At 72.0% G+C, this 24417-nt stretch carries 21 protein-coding genes and 1 pseudogene; 9 read left to right on the top strand and 13 right to left on the bottom strand.

Annotation, left to right across the window (positions count from 1 at the left end; genetic code table 11):
- From AZE13_RS34125 to hisD, 6 genes and pseudogenes are all read right to left on the bottom strand, one after another.
- Nucleotides 1-470, bottom strand: a pseudogene (locus tag AZE13_RS34125) (HisA/HisF-related TIM barrel protein); the annotation flags it as partial.
- An 8-nt stretch (nt 471-478) separates the two neighbouring features.
- Nucleotides 479-1135, bottom strand: coding sequence for an imidazole glycerol phosphate synthase subunit HisH (gene hisH / locus AZE13_RS17605; protein ID WP_066932315.1), 657 nt, complete (start codon nt 1133-1135; stop codon nt 479-481).
- Nucleotides 1126-1290 carry a hypothetical protein gene (locus tag AZE13_RS36935; RefSeq protein ID WP_181690368.1) on the bottom strand — a complete coding sequence of 55 codons (165 nt, stop codon included), beginning with the start codon at nt 1288-1290 and terminating at the stop codon, nt 1126-1128. Before AZE13_RS36935 ends, hisH begins: the two co-directional genes overlap by 10 nt.
- 4 nt (nt 1291-1294) lie before the next feature.
- Nucleotides 1295-1888 (bottom strand): imidazoleglycerol-phosphate dehydratase HisB, encoded by a 594-nt coding sequence (gene hisB, locus AZE13_RS17600; RefSeq protein WP_066932313.1) that lies wholly within the window; start codon nt 1886-1888, stop codon nt 1295-1297.
- A complete protein-coding gene (locus tag AZE13_RS17595) occupies nt 1885-3018 on the bottom strand; it encodes a histidinol-phosphate transaminase (RefSeq protein ID WP_066932311.1) in 1134 nt (377 codons plus the stop codon). The genes hisB and AZE13_RS17595 overlap by 4 nt, the downstream gene beginning before the upstream one ends.
- Entirely contained in the window at nt 3015-4361 is a 1347-nt protein-coding gene (gene hisD / locus AZE13_RS17590; RefSeq protein WP_066932309.1) for a histidinol dehydrogenase, read from the bottom strand. The genes AZE13_RS17595 and hisD overlap by 4 nt, the downstream gene beginning before the upstream one ends.
- A gap of 294 nt (nt 4362-4655) precedes the next feature.
- On the opposite strand from hisD, the gene AZE13_RS17585 reads away from it, so the two are divergent.
- The 3 genes from AZE13_RS17585 (at nt 4656) to ybaK (ending at nt 7663) form a co-directional block, all read left to right on the top strand.
- Nucleotides 4656-6281 (top strand): oxidoreductase, encoded by a 1626-nt coding sequence (locus AZE13_RS17585; protein ID WP_066932307.1) that lies wholly within the window; start codon nt 4656-4658, stop codon nt 6279-6281.
- 67 nt (nt 6282-6348) lie between these two features.
- A complete protein-coding gene (locus AZE13_RS17580; protein WP_066932305.1) occupies nt 6349-7083 on the top strand; it encodes an LON peptidase substrate-binding domain-containing protein in 735 nt (244 codons plus the stop codon).
- A gap of 76 nt (nt 7084-7159) precedes the next feature.
- Nucleotides 7160-7663 carry a Cys-tRNA(Pro) deacylase gene (ybaK, locus tag AZE13_RS17575; RefSeq protein WP_066932303.1) on the top strand — a complete coding sequence of 168 codons (504 nt, stop codon included), beginning with the start codon at nt 7160-7162 and terminating at the stop codon, nt 7661-7663.
- A gap of 109 nt (nt 7664-7772) precedes the next feature.
- Here ybaK and AZE13_RS17570 read toward each other — a convergent pair whose 3' ends face one another.
- The 4 genes from AZE13_RS17570 to AZE13_RS17555 form a co-directional block, all read right to left on the bottom strand.
- Nucleotides 7773-8456 (bottom strand): DUF2567 domain-containing protein, encoded by a 684-nt coding sequence (locus tag AZE13_RS17570; protein WP_079124128.1) that lies wholly within the window; start codon nt 8454-8456, stop codon nt 7773-7775.
- 68 nt (nt 8457-8524) lie between these two features.
- Entirely contained in the window at nt 8525-9349 is an 825-nt protein-coding gene (locus AZE13_RS17565) for an ABC transporter permease (protein WP_398780161.1), read from the bottom strand.
- A 162-nt stretch (nt 9350-9511) separates the two neighbouring features.
- Nucleotides 9512-10525 (bottom strand): ABC transporter ATP-binding protein, encoded by a 1014-nt coding sequence (locus tag AZE13_RS17560; RefSeq protein ID WP_079124102.1) that lies wholly within the window; start codon nt 10523-10525, stop codon nt 9512-9514.
- 84 nt (nt 10526-10609) lie between these two features.
- Complete coding sequence (locus AZE13_RS17555) at nt 10610-11896, bottom strand: NYN domain-containing protein (protein WP_066932299.1); 1287 nt, start codon at nt 11894-11896, stop codon at nt 10610-10612.
- 275 nt (nt 11897-12171) lie between these two features.
- Between AZE13_RS17555 and AZE13_RS36930 the strand changes: the two genes are divergently transcribed.
- Nucleotides 12172-12342, top strand: a complete 171-nt coding sequence (locus AZE13_RS36930) for a hypothetical protein (protein WP_181690367.1) — start codon at nt 12172-12174, stop codon at nt 12340-12342.
- A 66-nt stretch (nt 12343-12408) separates the two neighbouring features.
- Here the strand turns inward: AZE13_RS36930 and dnaE are convergent, their stop codons facing one another.
- Nucleotides 12409-15960: a DNA polymerase III subunit alpha gene (dnaE, locus tag AZE13_RS17550; protein WP_066932297.1), complete on the bottom strand. Its 3552-nt coding sequence runs from the start codon at nt 15958-15960 to the stop codon at nt 12409-12411.
- Between the two features lie 224 nt (nt 15961-16184).
- Here dnaE and AZE13_RS17545 point away from each other — a divergent pair, with 224 nt between their 5' ends.
- From AZE13_RS17545 to AZE13_RS17525, 5 genes are all read left to right on the top strand, one after another.
- A complete protein-coding gene (locus AZE13_RS17545) occupies nt 16185-17519 on the top strand; it encodes a DUF2252 domain-containing protein (RefSeq protein ID WP_066932295.1) in 1335 nt (444 codons plus the stop codon).
- 89 nt (nt 17520-17608) lie between these two features.
- Nucleotides 17609-18265 (top strand): hypothetical protein, encoded by a 657-nt coding sequence (locus tag AZE13_RS17540; protein ID WP_066932293.1) that lies wholly within the window; start codon nt 17609-17611, stop codon nt 18263-18265.
- Nucleotides 18266-18327: 62 nt separating this feature from the next.
- Entirely contained in the window at nt 18328-19185 is an 858-nt protein-coding gene (locus AZE13_RS17535; protein WP_066932291.1) for a thioredoxin domain-containing protein, read from the top strand.
- Between the two features lie 143 nt (nt 19186-19328).
- Nucleotides 19329-20276, top strand: a complete 948-nt coding sequence (locus AZE13_RS17530; protein ID WP_066932288.1) for a thioredoxin domain-containing protein — start codon at nt 19329-19331, stop codon at nt 20274-20276.
- A 141-nt stretch (nt 20277-20417) separates the two neighbouring features.
- Nucleotides 20418-22061: an alkaline phosphatase D family protein gene (locus AZE13_RS17525; protein ID WP_066932286.1), complete on the top strand. Its 1644-nt coding sequence runs from the start codon at nt 20418-20420 to the stop codon at nt 22059-22061.
- Between the two features lie 70 nt (nt 22062-22131).
- Here AZE13_RS17525 and AZE13_RS17520 read toward each other — a convergent pair whose 3' ends face one another.
- Nucleotides 22132-22701, bottom strand: coding sequence for a dienelactone hydrolase family protein (locus AZE13_RS17520; protein WP_066932710.1), 570 nt, complete (start codon nt 22699-22701; stop codon nt 22132-22134).
- Nucleotides 22702-22799: 98 nt separating this feature from the next.
- A complete protein-coding gene (locus tag AZE13_RS17515) occupies nt 22800-24398 on the bottom strand; it encodes a Na+/H+ antiporter (protein WP_066932159.1) in 1599 nt (532 codons plus the stop codon).
- Nucleotides 24399-24417 lie beyond the last annotated feature (19 nt).

Raw genomic sequence — 24417 nt, 5'->3', positions numbered from 1 at the left:
GTCCAGGCGGGCCAGGGTCTCGTAGAGGTCGCCGCCGTCGCGGGTCCAGCCGCGGCCGCGCAGTGTCGGTGCCGCGGACGTCCAGGCCGACCGCGATCCGGTCGCCGTACTCGGCGATGATCTTGCGCGACCCACTCGGGGTCCTCCAGCGCCGCGGTGCCGATGTTGACCCGGGTGCAGCCGGTGGCCAGGGCGGCGGCCAGCGAGTCGTCGTCGCGGATCCCGCCGGACAGCTCGACCTTGATGTCCATCGAGCGGGCGACCTCGGCGATCTGCGCCCGGTTGTCGCCGGTGCCGAAGGCCGCGTCGAGGTCGACCAGATGCAGCCACTCGGCGCCGGACCGCTGCCAGGCGAGGGCCGCCTGCAGCGGGTCGCCGTAGGAGGTCTCGGAGCCGGACTCGCCGTGGACGAGGCGGACGGCCTGGCCGTCGCGGACGTCGACGGCGGGGAGGAGTTCGAGCTTCGGCATCAGGGTGCTCACAGGGTGTCGATCCAGTTGGACAGGAGCTGCGCGCCGGCGTCGCCGGACTTCTCGGGGTGGAACTGGGTGGCCCACAGCGGGCCGTTCTCGACCGCGGCCACGAACCGTTCGCCGTGGGTGGCCCAGCTGACCTTCGGCCCGGCGATGTGCGGGTTGCCGGTCTCCAGCTCCCAGTCGTGCACCGCGTAGGAGTGCACGAAGTAGTAGCGGGCGTCGGCGGGCAGGCCGGCGAAGAGGGACGAGCCCTGGGCGGCCTCGACGGTGTTCCAGCCCATATGCGGGACGACGTCGGCCTTGAGCGGGCCGACCGTGCCGGGCCACTCGTCCAGACCCTCGGTCTCCACGCCGTGCTCGATGCCGCGGCCGAAGAGGATCTGCATGCCGACGCAGATGCCCATGACCGGGCGGCCGCCGGAGAGCCGCCGGCCGACGATCCAGTCGCCGCGCGCCCGCTTCAGCCCCTGCATACAGGCGGCGAACGCGCCGACGCCGGGAACCAGCAGGCCGTCGGCGTTCATCGCCCGGTCGTAGTCCCCGGTGATCTCCACCTCGGCGCCGACACGGGCCAGGGCGCGCTCGGCGGAACGGACGTTGCCGAAGCCGTAGTCGAAGACCACGACCTTCCTGCGGGGTGCCGAGGGGCTCAATTCCATACCTCCAGCCGCAGCACGCCGGCGAGCAGGCACATCGCCGAGCCGATGGACAGCAGCACGATCAGGCTCTTGGGCATCTCCTGCTTCTTGAAGGAGTAGACACCGCCGAGGAGGAAGAGCCCGATCACGAGGAAGAGGGTGGACATACCGGTCATGGAGTTACAGCGCTCCCTTGGTGGACGGGATGATGCCCGCCGCACGCGGGTCGCGCTCGCTGGCGTAGCGCAGCGCCCGGGCCAGCGCCTTGAACTGGCACTCCACGATGTGGTGGGCGTTGCGGCCGTACGGGACGTGGATGTGCAGCGCTATCTGGGCCTGGGCGACGAACGACTCGAAGATGTGCCGGGTCATGGTCGTGTCGTAGGTACCGATCATCGGCGCCATGTTCTCCGGCTCGGTGTGCACCAGGTAGGGGCGGCCGGAGAGGTCGACGGTCACCTGGGCGAGGGACTCGTCCAGCGGGACGGTGCAGTTGCCGAAGCGGTAGATGCCGGACTTGTCGCCCAGGGCCTGCTTGAAGGCGGCACCCAGCGCGAGGGCGGTGTCCTCGATGGTGTGGTGGGTGTCGATGTGCAGATCGCCGTCGGTCTTGACCTTGAGGTCGAACAGGCCGTGCCGGCCGAGCTGGTCGAGCATGTGGTCGTAGAAGCCGACACCGGTCGACACCTCGACCTCGCCCCGGCCGTCGAGGTCGATCTCGACGAGCACGGACGTTTCCTTCGTCGTGCGCTCCACGCGTCCTACGCGGGTCATCGCTCGTTCTCCTTCGGGCTGCGTTCTTTGCACAGCGTGCGAACCGCGTCCAGGAACGCGTCGTTCTCGGCCGGGGTGCCGGCGGTGACCCGCAGCCAGCCCGGTACGCCGTTGTCACGGACCAGGACACCCTGGTCGAGGATCGCCTGCCAGGCGGCGTGCGCGTCGGCGAAGCGTCCGAACTGCACGAAGTTGGCGTCGGAGGCGGTGACCTCGCAGCCGATCGCCCGCAGCTCGGTGACCAGCCGGTCCCGCTCCGCCTTGAGCTGCTCGACGTACTTCAGCAGGGTGTCGGTGTGCTCCAGGGCGGCCAGCGCGGTGGCCTGGGTGACGGACGACAGGTGGTACGGCAGCCGGACCAGCTGGACGGCGTCGACCACGGCCGGGTCGGCGGCCAGGTAGCCCAGCCGCAGCCCGGCGGCGCCGAACGCCTTGGACATCGTCCGGGAGACCACCAGGTTCGGCCGGCCCTCGATCAGCGGCAGCAGCGAGGGGCGGTGGCTGAACTCGCCATAGGCCTCGTCGACCACCACCAGCGCCCCGCCGGTGCCGGCCCGCGCCGCCTGCGCGGCCTCGTACAGCGCGAGCACGGTCCCGGCCTCGACCGCGGTGCCCGTCGGGTTGTTGGGCGAGCAGATGAAGACCACGTCGGGCCGGTGCTCGGCGATGGCCGACCGGGCCGCCTCGACGTCGATGGTGAAGTCGTCGTTGCGCGGGCCGGAGAGCCAGCCGGTGCCGGTACCGCGCGAGATCAGCCCGTGCATCGAGTACGACGGCTCGAAGCCGAGGGCGGTACGGCCCGGGCCGCCGAAGGTCTGCAGCAGCTGCTGGAGGATCTCGTTGGAGCCGTTGGCCGCCCAGATCTGGTCCTTGGTGACCTCGTGACCGCCGGTGCGGGAGAGGTAGCGGGCCAGCTCGGTGCGGAGCTCCACCGCGTCCCGGTCCGGGTAGCGGTTGAGGTGCCGGGCGGCCTCGGTCACCCGCTCGCCGATCCGCCGGACCAGCGGCTCGGGCAGCGGGTAGGGGTTCTCGTTGGTGTTCAGGCGTACGGGCACGTCCAGCTGCGGGGCGCCGTACGGGGACTTGCCGCGCAGCTCGTCCCTGATGGGGAGATCGTCGATACCGGTCACTTGCTGCTACCGGGAACCTTCCAGTCGAACCTTGCCTTGATCGCCGCGCCGTGCGCCGGGAGGTCCTCGGCCTCGGCGAGGGTCACCACATGGTGGGCGACCTCGGCCAGCGCGTCGCGGGTGTAGTCCACGACATGGATGCCGCGCAGGAACGACTGCACGGACAGCCCCGAGGAGTGGCAGGCGCAGCCGCCGGTGGGCAGGACGTGGTTGGAGCCGGCGCAGTAGTCGCCGAGGGAGACCGGGGCGTACGGGCCGACGAAGACCGCGCCGGCGTTGCGGACCCGGGCGGCGACGGCGGCGGCGTCGGCGGTCTGGATCTCCAGGTGCTCGGCGCCGTACGCGTCGACCACGCGCAGGCCCTCGTCGATGCCGTCGACCAGGACGATGGCCGACTGGCGGCCGGAGAGCGCCGGGACGATCCGGTCCTCGATGTGCTTGGTCGCCGCGACCTGCGGCTTGAGTTCCTGCTCGGTCCGCTCGGCGAGCTCCGCCGAGTCGGTGACCAGGACCGCGGCGGCCATCGGGTCGTGCTCGGCCTGGCTGATCAGGTCGGCGGCGAGGTGCACCGGGTCGGCGGTGGCGTCGGCGAGGATCGCGATCTCGGTCGGACCGGCCTCGGAGTCGATACCGATCCGGCCCTTGAGCAGGCGCTTGGCGGCGGCGACGTAGATGTTGCCGGGGCCGGTGACGAGGTTGGCGGGCCGGCACTCGTCCGTGCCGTACGCGAACATCGCGATGGCCTGGGCGCCGCCGGCGGCGTAGACCTCGTCCACGCCGAGCAGCGCGCAGGTCGCCAGGATGGTGGGGTGCGGCAGGCCGCCGCCCCATTCACTGTTAAGAGGGGCCGCTTGCGGCGGGGACGTGACGGCCAGCGACTCGACGCCCGCCTCCTGCGCGGGAACGACGTTCATCACGACGGACGAGGGGTAGACCGAGCGGCCACCGGGGACGTACAGCCCCACCCGCTCGACGGGCACCCAGCGCTCGGTGACCGTGCCGCCGGGCACGACGCGGGTGGTGACATCGGTGCGGCGCTGCTCGCGGTGGACGATCCGGGCGCGCCGGACGGACTCCTCCAGGGCGGCGCGGACGGCCGGGTCCAGCTCCTCCAGGGCGGTCTTGAGGGCCTCCGCGGGGACCCGGACCTGCTCGATCTCGACGCCGTCGAACCGCCGCGCGTACTCGATCAGCGCCGCGGTGCCGCGATGGCGTACGTCCTCGCAGATGGGCCGCACCTTCTCCAGGGCGGCTTCCACGTCGAACTCGGCACGGGGCAGCAGGTCACGCAGGGCGCCGCCCTCGGGGAGGGCGTCACCGCGCAGATCGATTCGGGAGATCACGTCCCCAGTGTCTCAGACCCGCTCCCGCTCCCGGACGCCCGTATCGGTGGGTGATACACAGCGGCGCACGGGCCAGGAGCGCCGTACCGCCGCCCGGCGAAGTTGACCGGAGTTGACCCTGACCATGCGTGTTCAAGCGGTCACGGGGCGGGCAAGGGCCTGGTAGCGGCATACGGGGAGACCTGTGGGGCGTATGCGGCTCGCGCGGCGACCACGCGCGGCAGGCGTCCGAACGGGTCGCGGCACGCGCGGCGGCGGACAGTACGGCAGACCTGGGGCAGTAAGGGGGAAACAGTGACCGAGCTCAGGGACGGCGACGCGCCCGCCGACCTGCGTCTGACGTCGGCGGAGTGGAGCATGTGGCAGGCCTTCCGCAACGGCAGCACCTGCGATCTGCAGAACGGCGACCCGGAGCAGGACGATCCGCACGGGCAGCATCTGTGGGGACCCGAGCGCCGGGTGCGGGCCCGGGTCGTGGCGCTGCTGCTGCTCGGCGGGCCGCCGGCGCAGCCGGGCCGGGTCGCCGCGCTCAAGCTCACCGGGGCGTACATCACGGACACTCTCGACGTCGCGGGCGGCACGATCAAGCCATTCGTCGAGCTGCGGGACTGCCGCTTCGAGGCCGAGGTGGTGCTGCCCGAGAGCCGGTTCACCACGCTGCGGATGGTGAACTGCGCGATACCCCGGCTGGAGGCGGCCCGGCTGCAGACCGAGGGCGATCTCCATCTGCCGCGCTGTGTGGTGCTCTCCGGTATCCGGCTCACCGACGCGCACATCGGCACGGACCTGATGCTCAACCAGACCGTGGTGCACAAGGACCGCCAGGGCCGTTCGATCAGCGCCGACGGGCTGACCGTCGGCCAGGACCTCCAGGCGGAGATGCTGCAGTCCTACGGCGAGCTGTCGCTGCGCGGCGCCACCGTCGGGGTGTCGCTGAGCCTGCGCGGCAGCCGGCTGAGCAACCCCTTCGGCCGCCGTGCGCTCAACGCCCCCCAGCTGACCGTGGAACGCACCCTTTACCTGACCGCCGCCGGACTCGCCAACTCCCCCTTCTCCAGCGGCACCACTCCCCCGTACGGCATCCCGCCCGCGCCCCCGGGCGGCATCCCGTACACCCCGCAGGGCAGCAGCCGTATGCAGCGCTTCGAGTGCGAGGGCGGGATACGGCTGGACGACGGCCGGTTCGGTGACGCCGTCGACTTCGAGCACGCCCGCTTCACCATGGAAGCCGACCAGGAGCTCTCCCTGCGCCGGATCCAGACGCCCGAGCTGCGGTTCCTCGGCGAACGACCGCAGCGCGGAGGCGTCATCCTGGCCGGCGCCCGGGTCGTCAACCTCGTCGACCGGGCGGCGAGCTGGCCGGGGCTCGGCAGGCTCCGGATGGCCGGCTTCGCGTACGAGACGCTGATTCCCCGCGGGCCCTTCCCGCTCTCCCAGCGGCTGGAGTGGGTGGCCGCGGCGACGGCCGAGTACGCGCCCGAGCCGTACGAGATGCTCGCCGTCTCGCTGCGCCGCAGCGGGGAGGACTCGGACGCCCGCGAGGTGCTGCTGGCCAAACAGCGGCGCCGCCGGGAGACGCTGCCGCTGGCCGCGAAGGCCTGGGGCTTCCTCCAGGACTGGACCGTGGCCTACGGCTACCGCCCCGGGCGGGCCGCGGTCTGGATGGCCGTCCTGTGGGCGATCGGCACGGTCTACTTCGCGTCGTCCCCGCCGGGGCCCCTCAAGCCGGACGAGGCCCCGCCCTGGAACCCGTACCTCTACGCCCTCGACTTACTGCTCCCGGTGATCGATCTCCATCAGGGCGCCGCGTGGGAGCCGGCGGGCGTCGCCCAGTGGGTGGCGGCGGTGTTCATCCTCGCCGGGTGGGTGCTGGCGACGTCGGTGGCGGCCGGCGCGTCCCGCCTGCTGCGGCGGCAGTGATACCCGGGTCCACCGGCCCCTCCCGCCGTGGGAGGCGGGCCGGGGACAGCGGTTAGGCTCTTGCGTCGTGACCTCTCTGCCGCTCTTCCCCCTCAACACCGTGCTGTTCCCGGGACTGCTGCTCCCGCTGAACGTCTTCGAGGCGCGGTACCGGGCGATGATGCGCGATCTGAGCACGGCGCCCGAGGAGCAGCGCCGCTTCGCCGTGGTGGCGATCCGGGACGGCCGGGAGGTCGCGCCCACCGCCCAGGGCATGCCGGACGCCACCGCGCCGGCCGTCCAGGGGCCCGCGGCGGGATTCGGTGACGACCCGGCGCAGGCGTTCCATGCCGTGGGCTGTATCGCGGACGCGGCCACCATCCGGGAGAAGCCGTCGGACGCCGGCTATGAGGTCCTGGCCACCGGTACCACCCGCTTCCGGCTGCGGTCGGTGGACGCCTCCGGCCCGTATCTGACGGCCGAGGTGGACGAGCTGGCGGAGGACCGGGGCGAGGGCGCGGGCGCGCTCTCGTCAGGCGTGGTGCGGGCCTTCCGTACCTATCAGAAGCGGCTGGCCTGGGCGAACGAGCGGACCCTGGCGAGCGGGCAGGACCTGCCGGCCGACCCGTCGGTGCTGTCGTACCTGGTCGCCGCGGCGGCGGTGCTGGACGTCCCGGCCAAGCAGCGGCTGCTGGAGGCGCCCGACACCGCGGACCGCCTGCGGCAGGAGCTGAAACTCCTTCGCCACGAGTCGGCGCTGCTCGGTAAGCTCCCGTCGCTGCCGGCCGTGGAGCTGACCCGGCAGCCGACCAGCCCCAACTGACGCGCGGCGCGAGGGCGCGAAAAGGGGCGCGGGCGCGGGAAGCACGAGGGCGCGGGACGAGCGGGAGAAGTCGAGGGTGACGAAGAAGTCCAGGAAGTCCGTCAAGTCCGTCGGCACTCCGGCGACGGTCGCGCTGACCGAGGCGGGGGTCTCCTTCACCACGCACTCGTACGCGCACGATCCGGCCGCGGCCTCGTACGGCGAGGAGGCCGCCGAGGCGCTCGGGGTGTCGCCGGAACAGGTGTTCAAGACGCTGCTGGCGGATGTCGACGGCACCCTGACGGTGGCCGTGGTGCCGGTGTCGGGGTCGCTGGACCTCAAGGCGCTGGCGGCGGCGGTGGGCGGCAAGCGGGCGGCGATGGCCGATCCGGCGGTGGCCGAACGCACCACGGGCTATGTGGTCGGCGGGATCTCGCCGCTGGGGCAGCGCAAGCGGCTGCGTACGGTCGTGGACGCCTCGGCCGAGGGCCGGCCGACGGTGTGTGTCTCGGCGGGGCGGCGCGGGCTGGAGGTCGAGCTGTCGCCGGCCGATCTGGCAGCGCTGACGGGGGCGCGGTTCGCGCCGATCGCACGGGGCTGAGGCCGGTCGTCGCACGGGGCCGAGGTCCGTCGTCGCACGGGGCCGGGGCCGGTCGCACGAGCCGGGACGGCTCGGGGGCGGCCTGCGGAGGCTGCCCCCGAGGGCCGGGTCAGTGGTCGGCGGGCGGGCCGGCGGGGGGAACGGGCGGACCGGCAGGAGGAGCCGCCGGGTGGTCCTGGTCTCCGAGCCACGGCCAGTGCGGTGGTTCCGGCTCGGGGTCGCGCGGGCCGAAGAGCCCGGTCAGCAGCAGCTGGGTGAGCATCGCGGCGATCGGCCAGAACAGCAGCGCGCCCTTGGCCTGGAGGCGGAGCGGGCCGTCGAAGGTGACGCCCGGTCCGGCCTCCTTGGCGTGCGCGACCAGGTCGGAGGTGGGGCCCACCCACATACCGGTCTGCCAGGCCACCACCGCGCCCAGCAGTCCGCCCAGGGCGAGCGCCACGACCACCGGGATCCCGGCGCGGCGGCGGAAGAGGAAGACGACGGCCGCGCTGACCACACCGAAGCCGAGGGACAGCAGGATGAAGGTGACGTCGGCGCCGATCGCCTCCTCGCTCTCGGCGTACTTCAGGTAGACGTTGCGGCTGTCCGCGATCAGCGGGATGTGCGGGGCGAGCCAGTTCCAGAGCACGCCGAGGAGGACGCCGCTCACCGCGACCACGATCGCGATCAGCGCGGCCTCGCGCAGCTCGCGGGCGTCGGGCACAGCGGTGGCATCGTGGCCGTCGGGTGCGGCCCCGGAGTGCTGAGGCTCTTCGGGCGGTTGCTTGTCGGGGGGCGTCAGCGGTGCGGTCACCCCGTCATCGTGCCAGGTGGGGCCGGTGGGACCGGCGGCAGGACGGCCGTTCGGGGCGGGGGCGCCGGTCACCGGGCCGCCGCCCTGCGGTACGCCCAGGTCGCGACGGCCAGCGAGAGCACGCCGACGGCGGCGCAGACGCCGAGGTCGGCGGCGACCGCGGCCCAGTCCGGGTGCGGGTCGAAGCTGCGGGCCAGCGCCTCCACACCGTAGGTCGACGGCAGCAGATCCCGGGCCCAGCCGATCACCTCGGGCATCCGCCCGGCCGGCAGCACGCCCAGCAGCAGCGCCGCCGACATGCCCAGCTGGCCGCAGAGCGTGGCGAGTTCGGGGCGGGGGGCGAGCAGTCCGAGGGCCGCGCCGAGCCCGGCCAGCGCGGCTCCGGCGAGCGGGAGCACGGCGGCCAGTACCCAGAGGTGGGCCATCGGCAGCTGGAAGAGCAGACAGCCGGTGACCGCGGTGACGAGCGTCCCGGGCACGGTGAAGGAGGCGTAGGCGGTGGCCGCGCCGAGCACCACGGCGGCCGGCGGGACCGGCAGCGTCGCGTAGTGGTCGAGGCCGCCGCCGGCCCGGAGCTGGCCGAAGTACTGGGCGAGGAGGTTGAGTGCCACGAAGGCGACGACCAGGACGCTGGAGCCGGAGACCACGGACCGCGCCGGCTCGCCGCCGTCGACCACTCCGCGCAGCAGGACCATGATCCCGACGGACTGGAAGGTGGCGACGAAGAGGAGCGGGATCCGTGCCACCCGGGCCCGGGAGAGCTGGGCGCGGTAGACGGCGCCGAGCGCGGGCACGAAGCGGGCGCGCGGCGCGAGCGGGGCGCTCCCGTCCTCGGGCCACCCCCCGGTGCCGGGGGCCGCCCCGGCCACCGCCTGCGCGGGAACCACACTCACACTGCCACCCGGCCTTCCTCGCGGTGTCCGCGGTAGTCGCTACGTCCGCCGTTTTTCCTGACCCCGCTCACGCCTTCACCAGCCCCTCCGCCCGGCCGCCCAGTGCCAGACTGCAATCCTCCAGGGGCAACCCCCGGACCCCCGGCCGACCGCCGCACCCGCTCACGCCTTCACCAGCCCCTCCGCCCGGCCGCCCAGTGCCAGGTACACGTCCTCCAGGCTCGGTGTCGTGAGGCTGAAGTCGTCGAGGGCCGCGAAGGCGGGGCCCGCGGTGACCGCGGCGACGGCGGAGCGGGCCTGGTCGGCGGGGAGGCGGAGGGTCCAGCGGCGGCCGGAGGTGCGGGCGCCGGGCTCGAGGGCGGCGACCTCGGGGACGTCCAGCGGCGGGCGGTCGCGCCAGACCAGCTCCAGCCGGACCTCGTCGCTCACCATGTCCTTCAGTCCGCCGGGCGTGTCGCAGGCGATGACCCGGCCCTGGTCGAGCACCGCGACCCGGTCGAGCACGGTCTCGGCCTCCAGGACGTTGTGGGTCACCAGCACCACCGTGGCACCGTGTTCGGCCCGACGCCGGTCCACCGCGGCCCAGACGGCGCGCCGGGCGACCGGGTCCATACCGGTGGTCGGCTCGTCCAGCACCAGCAGCGGACGCGCGCCGATCAGCGCGGTGGCGAAGCAGGCCAGCCGCCGCTGGCCGCCGGAGAGCTTCTTCAGTACCCGGCCCGCGAGGTCCGCCAGGCCCAGCTCACCGAGCACCGCGTCCCGCTCGGCGCGCGCCTCCCGGGTGCCGAGACCGCGCAGCCGGCCGGTGGTCTCCACGGCGAGGGCGACCGTCAGCTCGTCCAGTGCGGTGGACTCCTGCCCCAGATAGCCGAGCAGCCGGGCCGCCCGCTCCGGGTGCCGCACCAGGTCGTGGCCGAGGACGGCGATGCTGCCGGAGTCCGGGCGCAGCAGCCCGGTCAGCTGGCGCACCAGGGTGGACTTGCCGGCGCCGTTGGGGCCGAGCAGCCCGAAGATCTCTCCGCGGCGGACGTCCAGGGTGATGCCGTCGCTGGCCCGTACGGCGGGCGCCTGTGCCGCACCGCGGCGCCCGCGCATCGCGGGGTACGTCTTGACCAGATCGCGCACGGCGCACACCACCGGCCGCCCGCGCTCCGCCTGTGTTGCGCCCGTCCTCACGAGCTATGAGGGTACGCGTCCCCGGGCCGTGCCCGGCCCGCGGGGCTCCGGGGGCGGGGCGGAACCGGGGCGTACCGGATGGTGTCAGTCCGCGGCCGGGGCGTGTTCGGCGGCGGTCCGTACGTCGACCTCGCGCCAGAATCCGGCCCGGATGGCGTAGCGGTCGTGCTCGTCGATCTGGTCGTCCTTGTGGGCGAGCAGCCCGAAGCGGGCGGCGTAGCGGAGCAGTTCGCCGTCGATGCGGTGCGGGATGCGCGGGTACTCCGTCGACAGCTGCTGCAGATGCGCCGGGTCGGAGAGCCGGTCGGTCCAGCGGCGGGCGAAGACCTGGCCGACCTCGAACGGGTCGCCGCTGACGGCGGTGATGTCCTCCTCGCGGTCGGCCCAGCGCTGTTCGGCGCTGGTGAGCTGGGCGAGGGTGGGCAGGCCGGCGATCCCGTCGGCCTCGCCGACCGGGCCGCCGCGCTCGACCCAGCCCTTGTCGGACGACCAGCGCAGGGTGGCTCCGGCCACGGACTGGACGCCGTTGCCGGTGTTCTGCTGGCCGGCCGCGCGGTCCCGCCCGAGCCCGGCGAGGTCCTTGGGGGTGGGCACGCCCCGGGAGCCGGCGGTACCCGGCTCGGCGCCGGCCGCCCGGTCACCGGCGGCCTCGGGCCGCGCCGCCGCGCCCACCCCGTTGTGCTCGGGCGTACGGCCGTCCGTCTCCGGGCCGGATCCGGAGGCGGCGGCCGCGGCGGCGACCGCGGATTCGGGCAGCGGCGCGGAGAGGATGGCGGCGATCTCGGGGCGGGGCACGGGCGGTGTGGCGCAGGGGCCGCCGATCTCCTTGGCACGGACCGCCCCGGTGATCCAGGCCCGGTCGAGCACCCGCCGTTCGTCGGCCTCGGCGACCAGGTCCTCGGACTGGTTGTAGTCGCCGTCGGCGGCCTGGACGGCCCACAGGTGGACGGCGACGCCGTGCTCCTTGGCCGACATCAGGCCGGGGAGCAGATCGCCGTCGCCGGTGACCAGGACGATGTCGGAGCAGGCGCGGTTACGGGCCAGCTCGGTCAGCTCGGCGTGCATGGCGGCGTCCACGCCCTTCTGCGCCCAGCGCCCGTCGCTGCGGGTCAGGGCGCCCAGCCGGACGGTGACCCGGGGCATCACCCGCAGCCTTCGGTGCTCGGGCTGCGGGACCCGGTCGGGGGCACCGTCGAACCAGTAGATCCGCAGCAGCGGGCGTTCGGTGTCCGCCTCGGCGCGCTGCCGCAGGCCCTGGATGAGGGCGGCGTGATCGACGGTGATACGGGCACGGGCGGGTTCTCCGGCGAGCAGGCTCGCGGCGGCACCGAGCAAATACCCGGCGTCCACCAGGACGACACAGCGGTCCACGTTCCACCCTCTTCCCTGAGGTGCCTGAAAGTCCGGTCGTCCCCCGGCTCGGCCTGTGGCACGAGTTCTCTTCGGCTTTCCTTCGAGTCTGCCCGACCGTACGGGTGTTATCTGCCCGAACTCGATCATCGGCGTGGCGGATTCGGCGGGGATCTCGGGCACGGCGTGCGATCACCCGCACTACAGAGGGTAATTGCCCGAAATGCAGGGTTCCGTCCGCCATGTAAGTCTGGTCCCGGCTCCGATCCCAGATTCCCCCTCAGGAGGCAACGGTCATGGCCAAGAACAAGAGACAGGACCGGAAACAGAAGTCCGCCGCCACACAGGCGGAGCGCGGACAGCGGGAAGCCCAGCACACCGCCATGGAAGCCCAGGCCAAGTCCACCGGAGTCAGCCCTGGGGATGTCGCGCGCAAGCACCGCGAGAAGCGCTTCGGCCACAACTGACCCTCCCCATACCGTGAGGGGCGCGCCCGCGACGGGCGCGCCCCTGGGCGGTCAAGGCCGGTGGACTCAGCCGGCCAGGCAGGACGGGCCGAGCAGGACCTTGAGGTCGCCGAAGAGCGACGGGTCGGGCGTGACGCGGTGCCGGTCCAGCCGCAGCACGGTGGTCTTGCGCGTCCCCAGCAGCTTGATCCGCACCTCCGTGGAGCCGCGGTGGCTGTTGAGCACCTCGCCGAGCTTCTCGACCATCGGCGGGGTGACCTTCAGCGTCGGAATGGTGATCGTCACGGGGGCGTTGGCGCCGGCCTCGGAGAGATCCGGGACCATCAGCTCCATGGCGACCAGACGCGGGACGTCCTCGCGCTTGTCGAGCCGCCCCTTGACGAACACCACGGCATCCTCGACGAGTTGGGTCGACACCAGCTGGTAGGTCGCCGGGAAGAACATGCAGTCGAGGGAGCCGGCCAGATCCTCGACGGTGGCGATGGCCCAGGCGTTGCCCTGCTTGGTCATCTTGCGCTGGAGGCCGGAGATGATGCCGCCGATGGTGACGATGGAACCGTCCGAGTAGTCGCCGCCGGTGAGCTGGGCGATGGCGGCGTCCGCCTTGTCGGAGAGCACATGCTCCAGGCCGAAGAGCGGGTGGTCGGAGACGTAGAGGCCGAGCATCTCCCGCTCCTGGGCGAGGAGATAGGTCTTGTCCCACTCGACGTCGGAGAACTCGATGTCCAGCCCGAAGCCGGGGCCGTCGGAGGAGCCGTCGTCGGCGTCCCCCATACCGCCGAAGAGGTCGAACTGCCCCTCCGCCTCCTTGCGCTTGACCTGCACCACGTTGTCGATCATCGGCTCGTAGTGCGCCATCAGGCCCTTGCGGGTGTGGCCCATCTCGTCGAACGCGCCGGCCTTGATCAGCGATTCGGTGGTGCGCTTGTTGCAGACCACCGCCTCGACCTTGTCCAGGTAGTCGGGGAACGAGGCGTACTTCCCCTTGGACTTGCGGCAGCGGATGATCGAGTCGACGACGTTCTGGCCGACGTTACGGACCGCGGTGAGGCCGAAGAGGATCACATCGTCGCCCTGGGCGGCGAAGTTCGCCTCGGACTCGTTGACATTCGGCGGCAGCACCTTGATGCCCATCCGCCGGCACTCGTTCAGATAGACCGCGGACTTGTCCTTGTCGTCGCGCACGGAGGTCAGAAGCGCGGACATGTACTCGGCCGGGTAGTTGGCCTTGAGGTAGGCGGTCCAGTACGTGACCAGGCCGTACGCGGAGGAGTGCGCCTTGTTGAAGGCGTAGCCGGCGAACGGGACCAGGACGTCCCACAGCGCCTGGATCGCCCCGTCCGAATAGCCCTGCTTACGGGCACCGGCCTGGAAGATGTCGAAGTTCTTCGCCAGCTCCTCGGGCTTCTTCTTGCCCATGACGCGGCGGAGGATGTCGGCCTCGCCGAGGGAGTACCCGGCGATGATCTGGGCGGCCTTCTGCACCTGCTCCTGATAGACGATCAGGCCGTAGGTGAGGCCGAGGGTCTCCTTGAGCGGCTCCTCCAGCTCCGGGTGGATCGGCGTGATCTCCTGCCGGCCGTTCTTCCGCTCGGCGTAGTTGATGTGGGAGTTCATGCCCATCGGGCCGGGCCGGTACAGGGCCGAGACGGCGGAAATGTCCTCGAAGTTGTCGGGCTGCATCTGGCGCAGCAGCGAACGCATCGGGCCGCCGTCGAACTGGAAGACGCCGAGGGTGTCACCGCGGCACAGCAGCTCGAAGGTCTTGGGGTCGTCGAGCGGGACGGACAGCAGCTCCAGCTCGACGCCCTTGTTCTTCTTCACCATCTTGACGGCGTCGTCCATGATGGTGAGGTTGCGCAGGCCCAGGAAGTCCATCTTCAGCAGGCCCAGCGACTCGCACTGGGGGTAGTCCCACTGGGTGATGGTGACGCCGTCGGTGTGCCGGACCCAGACCGGGGCGTGGTCGACGATCGGCTCGCTGGACATGATCACGCCGGCCGCGTGCACACCCATCTGCCGGACCAGGCCCTCGACGCCCTTGGCGGTGTCGATGACCTTCTTCACGTCCGGCTCGTTCTCGTACATCGACCGGATCTCGCCCGCCTCGCTGTACCGCGGGTGCTTGGGGTTGGTGATGCCGTCGAGGTCGATGCCCTTGCCGAGGACGTCGGCGGGCATGGCCTTGGTGAGGCGGTCGCCCATCGCGTACGGGTAGCCGAGGACGCGGGCGGAGTCCTTGATGGCGTTCTTCGCCTTGATCTTGCCGTACGTGCCGATCATGGCGACCTTGTCGGCGCCGTACTTCTCCGTGACGTACCGGATCACCTCGACGCGCCTGCGCTCGTCGAAGTCGATGTCGACATCGGGCATGGAGACGCGCTCGGGGTTGAGGAACCGCTCGAAGATCAGCCCGTGCTCGATCGGGTCGAGGTCGGTGATGCCCATGGCGTACGCGACGATCGAACCGGCCGCGGAGCCACGGCCGGGACCGACCGCGATGCCGTTGTTCTTGGCCCACATGATGAAGTCGGCGACCACGAGGAAGTAGCCCGGGAACCCCATCTGGATGATGACGTCCATCTCGTACTCGGCCTGCTTCTGCCGGTCCTCGGGAACGCCGCCCGGGAAGCGGCGCTTCATGCCGACCCGGACCTCTTCCTGGAACCAGGTGATCTCGGTGAAGCCCTCGGGGATGTCGAACCTCGGCATCAGGTCGCGCTTCTCGAACATCCTGGTGGGGTCGATCTGGTCGGCGACCAGGCGGGTGTTGTCGCAGCCCTGCTGCCAGGCGTCCGAGGAGTCGATGGCGTACATCTCCTCGGTGGACTTGAGGTAGTAGCCGGTGCCGTCGAAGCGGAAGCGGTCCGGGTCGGAGAGGTTCTTGCCGGTCTGGATGCAGAGCAGGGCGTCGTGCGCGGTGGACTCGTGCGCGTAGGTGTAGTGCGAGTCGTTGGTGACCAGCGGCGGGATGCCGAGCTCCTTGCCGATCTTCAGCAGGTCCTCCCGGACCCGGCGCTCGATCTCGATGCCGTGGTCCATCAGCTCCAGGAAATACCGGTCCTTGCCGAAGATGTCCTGGTAGTCCGAGGCGGCCTGGCGCGCCTCCTCGTACTGGCCCAGGCGCAGCCGGGTCTGCAGCTCACCGGACGGGCAGCCGGTGGAGGCGATCAGCCCCTCGGACCACTGGGCGATGGTCTCCTTGTCCATCCGCGGCCACTTCTGGAGCCAGCCCTCGGCGTACGCGTCCGAGGAGAGCCGGAAGAGGTTGTGCAGACCGGTCTTGTTGGCCGCCCAGATGGTTTTATGCGTATACCCGCCCGAACCGGAGACGTCGTCGCGCTTCTGGTGCGGCTGGCCCCACTGGATCTTGCGCTTGTTGCGCCGCGACTCGGGGGCGACGTACGCCTCGATGCCGATGATCGGCGTCACGCCCGCCTTCTGCGCCGAGTGGAAGAAGTCGTACGCGCCGTGCAGGTTGCCGTGGTCGGTCATGGCGACATGCGACATGCCCATCTCGGACGCCGCCTTGAACATGTCCGACAGCCGCGCCGCACCGTCCAGCAGGGAGTACTGGGTGTGCACGTGCAGGTGGGTGAACGGCGGCTTGTCGGCCACGGCGCTGAACCTCCGGAGGCGGCTGGGGTGGGGGTGGAACGGTGTCGAAGTCTACGACTCCCCACTGACAGCCGCAGGCGCGCGAGCCACCCGTCCGAGGGCGATCGCGAGTAGCCTCGGCGGTTGTCGCGGCGGACCCGCGGCACCGGTGCGCGACGCCGCCCGGTGATGCCCGTCCGCCCGGCTCCCGCTCCGCATATCCGCACGTCAGGAGGCACCCAGCGATGCCGTCCCAGTACGCCCCGGCGCAGGACGCCGCACAGCGTGGCGAGGAGATCCTCGCGGTCTTCGACACCGCGTTCGGGGAGCTGCTCGCCGCCGACCGCGCGGCCTTCCGCGTGAAATTCCGCAAGATGGCGGCCTCGGCCTTCGCCTTCTACCGCGGCACGGCCTGCCTCTTCTACCACGACCTGGCGGCCGGGAAGCGGACCGGGCCGTACGAGGACGACCGGACGAGCCGGGTGTGGATCCACGGCGATCTGCACGCCGAGAACTTCGGCACCTACCTGGACGCCACGGGCCGGCTGGTCTTCAACGTCAACGACTTCGACGAGGCGTACGTGGGCCCCTTCACCTGGGACCTGCTGCGCTTCGCGGCCTCGGTCGCGCTGATCGGCCGCGCCAAGGCCCTCAGCGACGACCAGATCAGCGGCCTCGTACGGACCTACGCCGGCGCCTACCGCGAGCGCGTGCACGCCCTGGCCACCGGGGCCAAGGGCGACGAGGTGCCGCCGTTCACCCTCGACACCGCCACGGGGCCGCTGCTGGGCGCGCTGCGCGGCGCCCGTGCGCGCACCCGCTCCGGGCTGCTGGCGGCGACCACCGAGATCCGCGACTTCGAACGCCGCTTCAAGCCGGGGCGGACCACCGTCGAGCTCGACGCCGCCGGCCGCTACAAGGTCCTGGCCGCGTTCGACGGCTATCTGGAGACGCTGCCCGACACCAGCCTGGTCCGCCCCGACTCGTACCGCGTCAAGGACGTGGTCGGGCGCCGCGGCATGGGCATCGGCTCGGCCGGGCGGCCCGGCTACGACCTCCTCCTGGAGGGCGGCAGCGACGCCCTGGAGCACGACGTGGTGCTCTACATGAAGCGGGCGGAGATCCCCGCGGTCTCCCGCCACCTCACCGACCCGGAGGTGCGCGGGTACTTCCGGCACGAGGGCCACCGCACGGTCCTCTCGCAGCGCGCGCTGCAGGCGCACGCCGACCCGCTGCTGGGCTGGACCGAGCTGGACGGCCACGGCCAGCTGGTGGCCGAGGACTCCCCGTACGCCCTCGACCTGGACTGGTCCGACATCGACGACCCGGAGGAGATCGCGCAGGTCGTCGCGGACCTCGGCCGGGCCACGGCCACGATGCACGCGTCGGCGGACGACACCTCCGGCGAGTCGCTCGTGCCGTTCTCCACCGAGCGGGCCATCGACGCGGCCATCGCGGCCGACGAGGACGGCTTCGCACCGCTGCTGGTGGACTTCGCGCACTCCTACGGCGCCCGGGCCCACGCCGACCACCAGCTCTTCGTGGACCTCTTCCGCAACGGCCGGATCCCCGGTCTGTAGGCGGTCCGCGAGCCCGGTCCCAGGGGTCATCGCCGGGCCCGGGGCCCTTTAGGTGCCGCTTATCCCCGCCCATGGCACACTCGGCAGCGATGGACATCTCGGCGGCACACCTGCGGACACTACGCGCAGCGCTCTTCACAGCGCTGTGCGTCACGCTGTCCGCGGCGTCCCATGTGCTGCTGTCCCGGATGCCGCTGCCGCTGACCAGCGTCGCCGCGCTCTCCGTGGCCGTCTTCGCGCTCGCCTACGCGCTGGCCGGCCGGGAGCGCGGCTACTGGCGGATCGCGGCGCTGCTGGTCCCCCTGGAGCTCGGCGCCGACCTGGTCTTCAGCCTCGGCCAGGACACCTGTTACGGCGCGGCCGGCGGCCCGGTGGCCGGCTCGCTGCGCTCGCTGGGCGTGAACCTGCTCTGCGGCGGCGGCGAGGTCGGCGGTCCGCTGGCCCGGCTCTCCGCGGACGCCCCCGCGCCCGCCGCCTCCTATCTGCTGCTCGCGGCGCATATCGCCGTCGGGCTGCTGGCGGCCGGCTGGCTGCGCCGCGGCGAGGCGGCGCTGACCCAGCTGCTCGGCGCGGTGGCCGGCTTCGCCTTCCGCCCGCTGCTGATCGCGGTCGCGGTCATCGGCGCCGCGCCGGCCCGGCGCCGCCCGGCGCCCGCCCCGCTCCGGACCGGCCGGCCGGCCCGTCCCGTCCCCCTGCTCGTGCACTGTGTCGTGCGCCGCGGGCCGCCCCGCGCCCTCGCTGCCTGAGCGCGCAGCCCGCACCCGCACCACGTCCACGGACCACGGATTTCCACGGAGCAGGAACAGACATGAGCAACCGCAACAGCCAGGCCAACAAGCAGGCAGCCCGCGAGCGGCTGCGCGCCGAGCGCGAGCGGCAGGCGAAGAAGGACCGGATCCGCCGGCAGCTGACCGTCGGCGGGGCGATCGTCGGCGTCCTGGCGATCGCCGGCGGTATCGGGGTGGCGGTCGCCACCTCGGGCGGTGACGCGTCGGGGGCGGCGAACGCCGCGGGCGGTGACGCCGCCTGGACGAAGGCCGCCAAGGCCGAGCTGGTCAAGCCGGCCCACACCACCGGGGACAAGGGCACCACCATCGTCGTCGGCAAGGCGGACGCCAAGAACACCGTCAGCTTCTTCGAGGACCTGCGCTGCCCCGGCTGCGCGAGCCTTGAGCAGAACATCGGCGGCACCGTCGAGAAGGACCTCAAGGACGGCAAGTACAAGGTCTCGTACCACCTGGGCACGTTCCTCGACGCCAACCTCAAGGGCACCGGTTCCAAGAACGCGCTGAGCGCACTGGGCGCCGCCCTCAACGTCAGCACGGACAGCTTCCTGAAGTACAAGTCCGCGCTGTTCGCCAAGGAGTTCCACCCGGACGAGATGGGTCCGGACAAGTTCGCCGACGACGCCTACCTGCTGAAGGTCGCCGACACCGTCCCGGAGCTGAAGGGCAACGCCGCCTTCCAGAAGGCCGTCTCGACCGGCACCTACGACCGGTGGGCCCTGGAGATGTCCGACGCGTTCAACGGGTTCAAGGACGTCACCAGCACCCCGACCGTGAAGGTCAACGACACCGTGATCGGCACGGACACGCCGCGGGGCAAGGCCGCGCCGTCCACCCCGGAGGCCTACACCTCGATGGTCGACAAGGCCCTCAAGAAGTAACCCGCCCTCCCCGAGGTACCCCTGAGGCATCGGCCGGTCCGCACCCCGCGGGCCGGCCGATGCCAAATCTTGACCCGGCCGCATGCCATGCCCATGGCAGACTCCGGGCCACCAAGGCGACTCCGTGAGGAACGGGACCCCCCATGAGCAATCGCAACAGTCAGGCCGCCAAGTCCTCGGCCCGCGAGCGGATCCGTGCCGAGCGCGAGCGGCAGAAGAAGCGGGACAGGACGCGCCGCCAGCTCGTCGTCGGCGCCTCCGTGGCCGGCGGCCTGGCGGTCGCCGGAGCCGTCGGCTTCGGCATCGTGAAACTGACCGAGCCGACCGGCTGGGAGGCCGCCGCCCAGGCTCCGTTGGTCAAACCGGCCCACACCCAGGGCAAGAACGGCACCGAGATCCTCATCGGCGACCCGAAGGCCAAGGAGACCCTGGAGGTCTTCGAGGACGTCCGCTGTCCGTCGTGCGCGTCGTTCGAGCGGACCACCGGCGACGAACTGCTGAAGAACGTCAAGGACGGCCGGTTCAGGGTCCGTTTCACGATGTACACGTTCATCGACGGGATGGCGGGCGGTGAGGGCTCGAAGAACGCGCTCAGCGCGCTCGGCGCGGCGCTGAACGTCAGTCCGGAGGCGTTCCTGAAGTACAAGTCGGCGCTGTACTCCGAGAAGTACCACCCCGACGAGCGCGAGGACCTCTACGCCAAGGACTCCGAGCTGCTCAAGGCCGCCGCCGAGGTGCCGGAGCTGAAGAACAACGCGGCGTTCGAGAAGGCGGTCAGGAACGGCACGTACGACCGCTGGACGATGGACATGACGGCGCTGTTCGGCCGCAAGGGCGTCGAGGGCACCCCGACCTTCCTGCACGGCGACAAGAAGCTGGTGATGGACGAGATCCCGCGGCGCCGGATGACGCGGGCGGAGTACCGCGAGCTCGCCGTGCGGAACTTCCGGAAGATGCTCGACAAGGAGTTCGGCCCGGCGAAGGGCACCGGCGCCGGGAAGGACGCGGAGCGGGAGCCGGGGAAGGGCTCCGGCACGGGCGGGGAGAAGGGCATCCGCGAGGGCGAGAAGGACCCGTCGGGCGCCCACTGAGCGGCGTGGCGGGCGGGCACGCTCCCGTACCTTGAGGCAGGGGGAAGGGAGGGCGAACTCTCGGGAGTTCCAGGGGAATTCCGGGATTTCCCCGGACGAAGCCCTCCCGCATTCCCCTACCGCCCAGTAGGGTGGGCGGCCGTGAATGATCATGAAAAGATCTCGCGCCGCACAGCCGTTACGGCCGTAGCCGCCACCGCCGCCCTCCTGCCGCTCGCCGGCGCCCCCGCCGCGTACGCCCAACCGGACCCGGACCAGGGCCGGTTCTTCCTGCACGGGGTCGCCTCCGGTGACCCGCTCCCGGACGGCGTCCTGCTGTGGACCCGGGTCACCCCGGCCCCCGCGGCCACCCCGGGTTCCGGCCGCGGACCGGCCACCGAGGTCGGCTGGCAGGTGGCGCGCGACAAGGACTTCGCCACCGTCGTCGCCCGGGGCGGCCTGACCACCTCGGCGGCGACCGACCACACCGTCAAGGCCGATGTCCGCGGCCTGCGTCCGGCCACCGACTACTACTACCGCTTCACCGTCGACGGGCAGCACTCCCCCGTCGGCCGCACCCGCACCGCCCCCGCACACGACTCCACGGCCGACCACGTCCGCTTCGGCGTGGTCTCCTGCGCCAACTGGGAGTCCGGCTACTTCTCGGCGTACCGGCATCTGGCCGACCGCACCGACCTGGACGCGGTGCTGCACCTCGGCGACTACCTCTACGAGTACGAGTCCGGCAGGTTCCCGTCCTTCCGGCACACCGTCCGCCCGCACTCCCCCGCCCACGAACTGCTCACGCTCGCCGACTACCGCGTCCGGCACGGCGTGCACAAGACCGACCCGGACGCGCAGGCCCTGCACGCCGCCCACCCGGTCATCGCCATCTGGGACGACCACGAGTTCGCCGACAACGCCTGGAAGGACGGCGCGGGGAACCACTCACCGGACACCGAGGGTTCGTGGTCCGCACGGATGGCCGCCGCGAAACAGGCGTACTTCGAGTGGATGCCGGTGCGCCCCTCGACCGCCGGCACCACCTACCGCCGGCTGCGCTTCGGCAGCCTCGCCGATCTGCACCTGCTGGACCTGCGGTCGTTCCGCGACGAGCAGGTCAGGCCGGGCAGCGGCGCGGTCGACGACCCCGGCCGGACGCTCACCGGACGGGCCCAACTGGACTGGCTCAAGGCCGGACTCGAGCGCTCGGACACCGCCTGGCGGCTGGTCGGCACCTCGGTGATGATCTCGCCGGTGGCCTTCGGCGCCCTGCCCGCGCACCTGCTCGGCCCGCTCGCCGAGGTCCTCGGGATACCCAAGGAGGGCCTGGCGGCCAACACCGACCAGTGGGACGGCTACACCGACGACCGCCGCGAACTGCTCGGCCACCTCAGCGACCGCGCCATCGGCAACACCGTGTTCCTGACCGGCGACATCCATATGGCCTGGGCCAATGACGTACCGCTGCGGGCGGCGACCTACCCGGCCACGCGTCCGGTGGCGACGGAGTTCGTGGTCACCTCCGTCACCTCCGACAACGTGGACGACTACCTGCACGTCGCCCCGCACACCGTCTCCCTGGCCGGCGTCGCCGCCATCCGGGCCACCAACCGGCATGTGAAGTGGCTGGACATGGACTCGCACGGCTACGGGGTACTGGACGTCGGCGCCGAGCGTACGCAGATGGACTACTACGGCATCTCCGACAAGACCGACCCCCACGCGACCAGCACCCACCTGCGCTCGTACCGCACCCGCAGCGGCAGCCAGCGGGTCGAGCGGGCGGACGGGCCGGTCGTCTAGAGCCGGTCGACCGGGGCGGTCGTCCAATGGCGGTCGTCCAGCGGCGGTCGTCCAGGGCCGGTCCGGTGGGTCAGAGCCCGGCCAGGAAGCCCAGCGCCGTCCGCCAGGTGCGCTCCGCCGCCTCGGCGTCGTAGTCCGGCAGATCCGGGTCCGTGAAGAGGTGGCCGGCGCCGGCGTAGCGGTACACCTCCACGTCCGCGCCGGCCCGGCGCATCCGCAGGTACCAGGCGTTCAGCCAGTCGTGCGGCTCGTACGGGTCGGGGTCGGCGACATGCAGCTGAACCGGCAGGTCGTCGACGGCCGCGTCCTCCGCGATGTCGGACGTGCCGTGCAGGAGGAGCAGCCCGCGGGCCTTCTCGTCGCCCAGCGCGAGGTTCTGCGCGACCGCGCCGCCGAAGGAGAGACCGGCGTAGACCAGACGGCGGTCGGAGTACGGTGCGACGGCCGTGATGGCGCGCTTGAGCAGCTCCTCCTTGCCGATCTCGTCCTTGATCAGCATGCCGTCCGGCGCCGATGCGGCGGTCCGCCCGTCGAACAGGTCGGGGACGACCACCTCGTGTCCCGCGGCGCGCAGCCGGTCCGCCGCGGCGTGCACCGCGGGACGCAGCCCGTACACGGAGTGGAACAGGGCAATCGTCAAGGGCCCGCCGGTCGCGGGCTCGGTGGAGGCCGGCACTGCATCACTTCCCTGGTTCGGATCGTTCTGGCCCCATCGTGCCAGGTACGGCACTCCGGCGGTCAGCCGGCGCCGCCCCGCAGGCTGCGCATGTCCAGCTGCCGCAGCACCCGGTCCACGACCTCCGGGTCCGCGCCCGGCTCGTTGCGCGCCGCCAGCACCTCGTGCCGGGCGGCCGAGAGCATCTCGCCGTGGATGCGCTGGACCTTCTTCATCCGGGTGAGACGCTTTTCGAAGAGCTCGCGCCGCTCGTCGTCGACGATGTCCGGCGCGATCCGGGCGCCGAGGTCATAGGCCCGGCGCGACAGCTGGTCGCCGACGTCCTCGGACACCTCCTCGACCGCGAGGATCTCCTTCAGCCGGCGCTTGGACGCCTTGACCACCCGGAGCGCCAGCTCCCGTTCCTGGGCGTCCAGGGCATCGGTGTCGGCCCGCACCCGGAGCCTGCGCACCAGCCAGGGCAGGGTGAGGCCCTGGACGAGGAGGGTGGAGAGCACCACCGCGAAGGCGACGAAGAGGATCTCGTCGCGGGCGGGGAAGTCGCCGCCGCCGTCGACGGTGTACGGGATGGCCAGGGCCAGCGCCACCGAGGCCACTCCGCGCATCCCCGACCACCACATGACGATCGTCTCCCGCCAGCTCATCGGGATGTCCTCGTCGTAGTCGCGGCGCTTGTGCATCCGCTTGGCGAGCCAGGCGGCGGGCAGCAGCCACACCAGGCGGACGCCGACGACCACCGCGATGACCGCGGCGGCGGCGCCGAGCAGCTCGCCCCAGCGGTGTGCGGCGATACCGAAGACCCGGTGCAGCTCCAGGCCGATCAGCCCGAAGGCGACGCCGGTGACGAGGGTGTCGACGATCTCCCAGAAGCTGAATCCGGTGAGCCGGCCCATCACGTCGTCCGGGTCCGCCGCGTACTTCGCCAGGAAGAGCGCGCAGGTCAGCACCGCCAGCACCCCGGAACCCCGGAACTCCTCGGCCAGGACGTACGCGACGAACGGCACCAGCAGCGTCAGCCCGGTCTGCAGCGTCGGATCACCGAGCAGCCCCATCAGCTTGTTGGCCGCCCAGCCGATGACCACGCCGACCGCTATGGCGACCACCGCGGACAGCACCAGCGAGCCGAGCGCCCCGGGCACCGAGAAGGTGCCGCTGACCGCCGCGGCGAGCGCCACGTGGTAGAGCACGATCGCGGTGACGTCGTTGAACAGGCCCTCGCCCTCCAGGATGGAGACCATCCGGCGGGGCAGCCCGAGCTTGCCGGCGACGGCGGTCGCGGCGACCGGGTCGGGCGGCGCGACCAGCGCGCCGAGCACCACCGCGGCGGCCAGCGGCAGCCCGGGCACCACGGCCTGGGCGACCGCGGCGACCGCGGCGGTGGTGGCGAAGACCAGCGCCACGGCGAGCAGGAAGATCGGCCGGAGGTTGGCGGTGAACTGCCGCCAGGAGGTGCGCTGCACCGCCGCGTAGAGCAGCGGCGGCAGCACCACCGGCAGAATGAACTCCGGCGGCACCTCGACGTTGGGGACGAACGGCAGCAGCGCCAGGACAGCGCCGACCAGGGTCATCAGCACCGGCGCCGGCAGCCCCAGCCGGTCGCCGGCCGGAACCACGACCACGGCTCCGAGGAGAAGAACGAACAGCAGAGCCAGCTGGTCCACGGTGGCTACGCTCCGGATG

This window comes from Streptomyces sp. NBRC 110611 (assembly GCF_001590865.1).
Classification (GTDB): domain Bacteria; phylum Actinomycetota; class Actinomycetes; order Streptomycetales; family Streptomycetaceae; genus Streptomyces.
This window is presented reverse-complemented; position numbering and strand designations above follow the sequence as displayed.

Excerpts from the sequence above, each read along its gene's own strand:
- AZE13_RS17545 (WP_066932295.1), top strand. The coding sequence starts at position 16,185 with ATGCCGTCCCAGTACGCCCCGGCGCAGGACGCCGCACAGCGTGGCGAG.
- hisH (WP_066932315.1), bottom strand. The coding sequence starts at position 1,135 with ATGGAATTGAGCCCCTCGGCACCCCGCAGGAAGGTCGTGGTCTTCGAC.
- hisB (WP_066932313.1), bottom strand. The coding sequence starts at position 1,888 with ATGACCCGCGTAGGACGCGTGGAGCGCACGACGAAGGAAACGTCCGTG.
- AZE13_RS36935 (WP_181690368.1), bottom strand. The coding sequence starts at position 1,290 with ATGACCGGTATGTCCACCCTCTTCCTCGTGATCGGGCTCTTCCTCCTC.
- AZE13_RS17535 (WP_066932291.1), top strand. The coding sequence starts at position 18,328 with ATGAGCAACCGCAACAGCCAGGCCAACAAGCAGGCAGCCCGCGAGCGG.
- AZE13_RS17530 (WP_066932288.1), top strand. The coding sequence starts at position 19,329 with ATGAGCAATCGCAACAGTCAGGCCGCCAAGTCCTCGGCCCGCGAGCGG.
- AZE13_RS36930 (WP_181690367.1), top strand. The coding sequence starts at position 12,172 with ATGGCCAAGAACAAGAGACAGGACCGGAAACAGAAGTCCGCCGCCACA.
- AZE13_RS17540 (WP_066932293.1), top strand. The coding sequence starts at position 17,609 with ATGGACATCTCGGCGGCACACCTGCGGACACTACGCGCAGCGCTCTTC.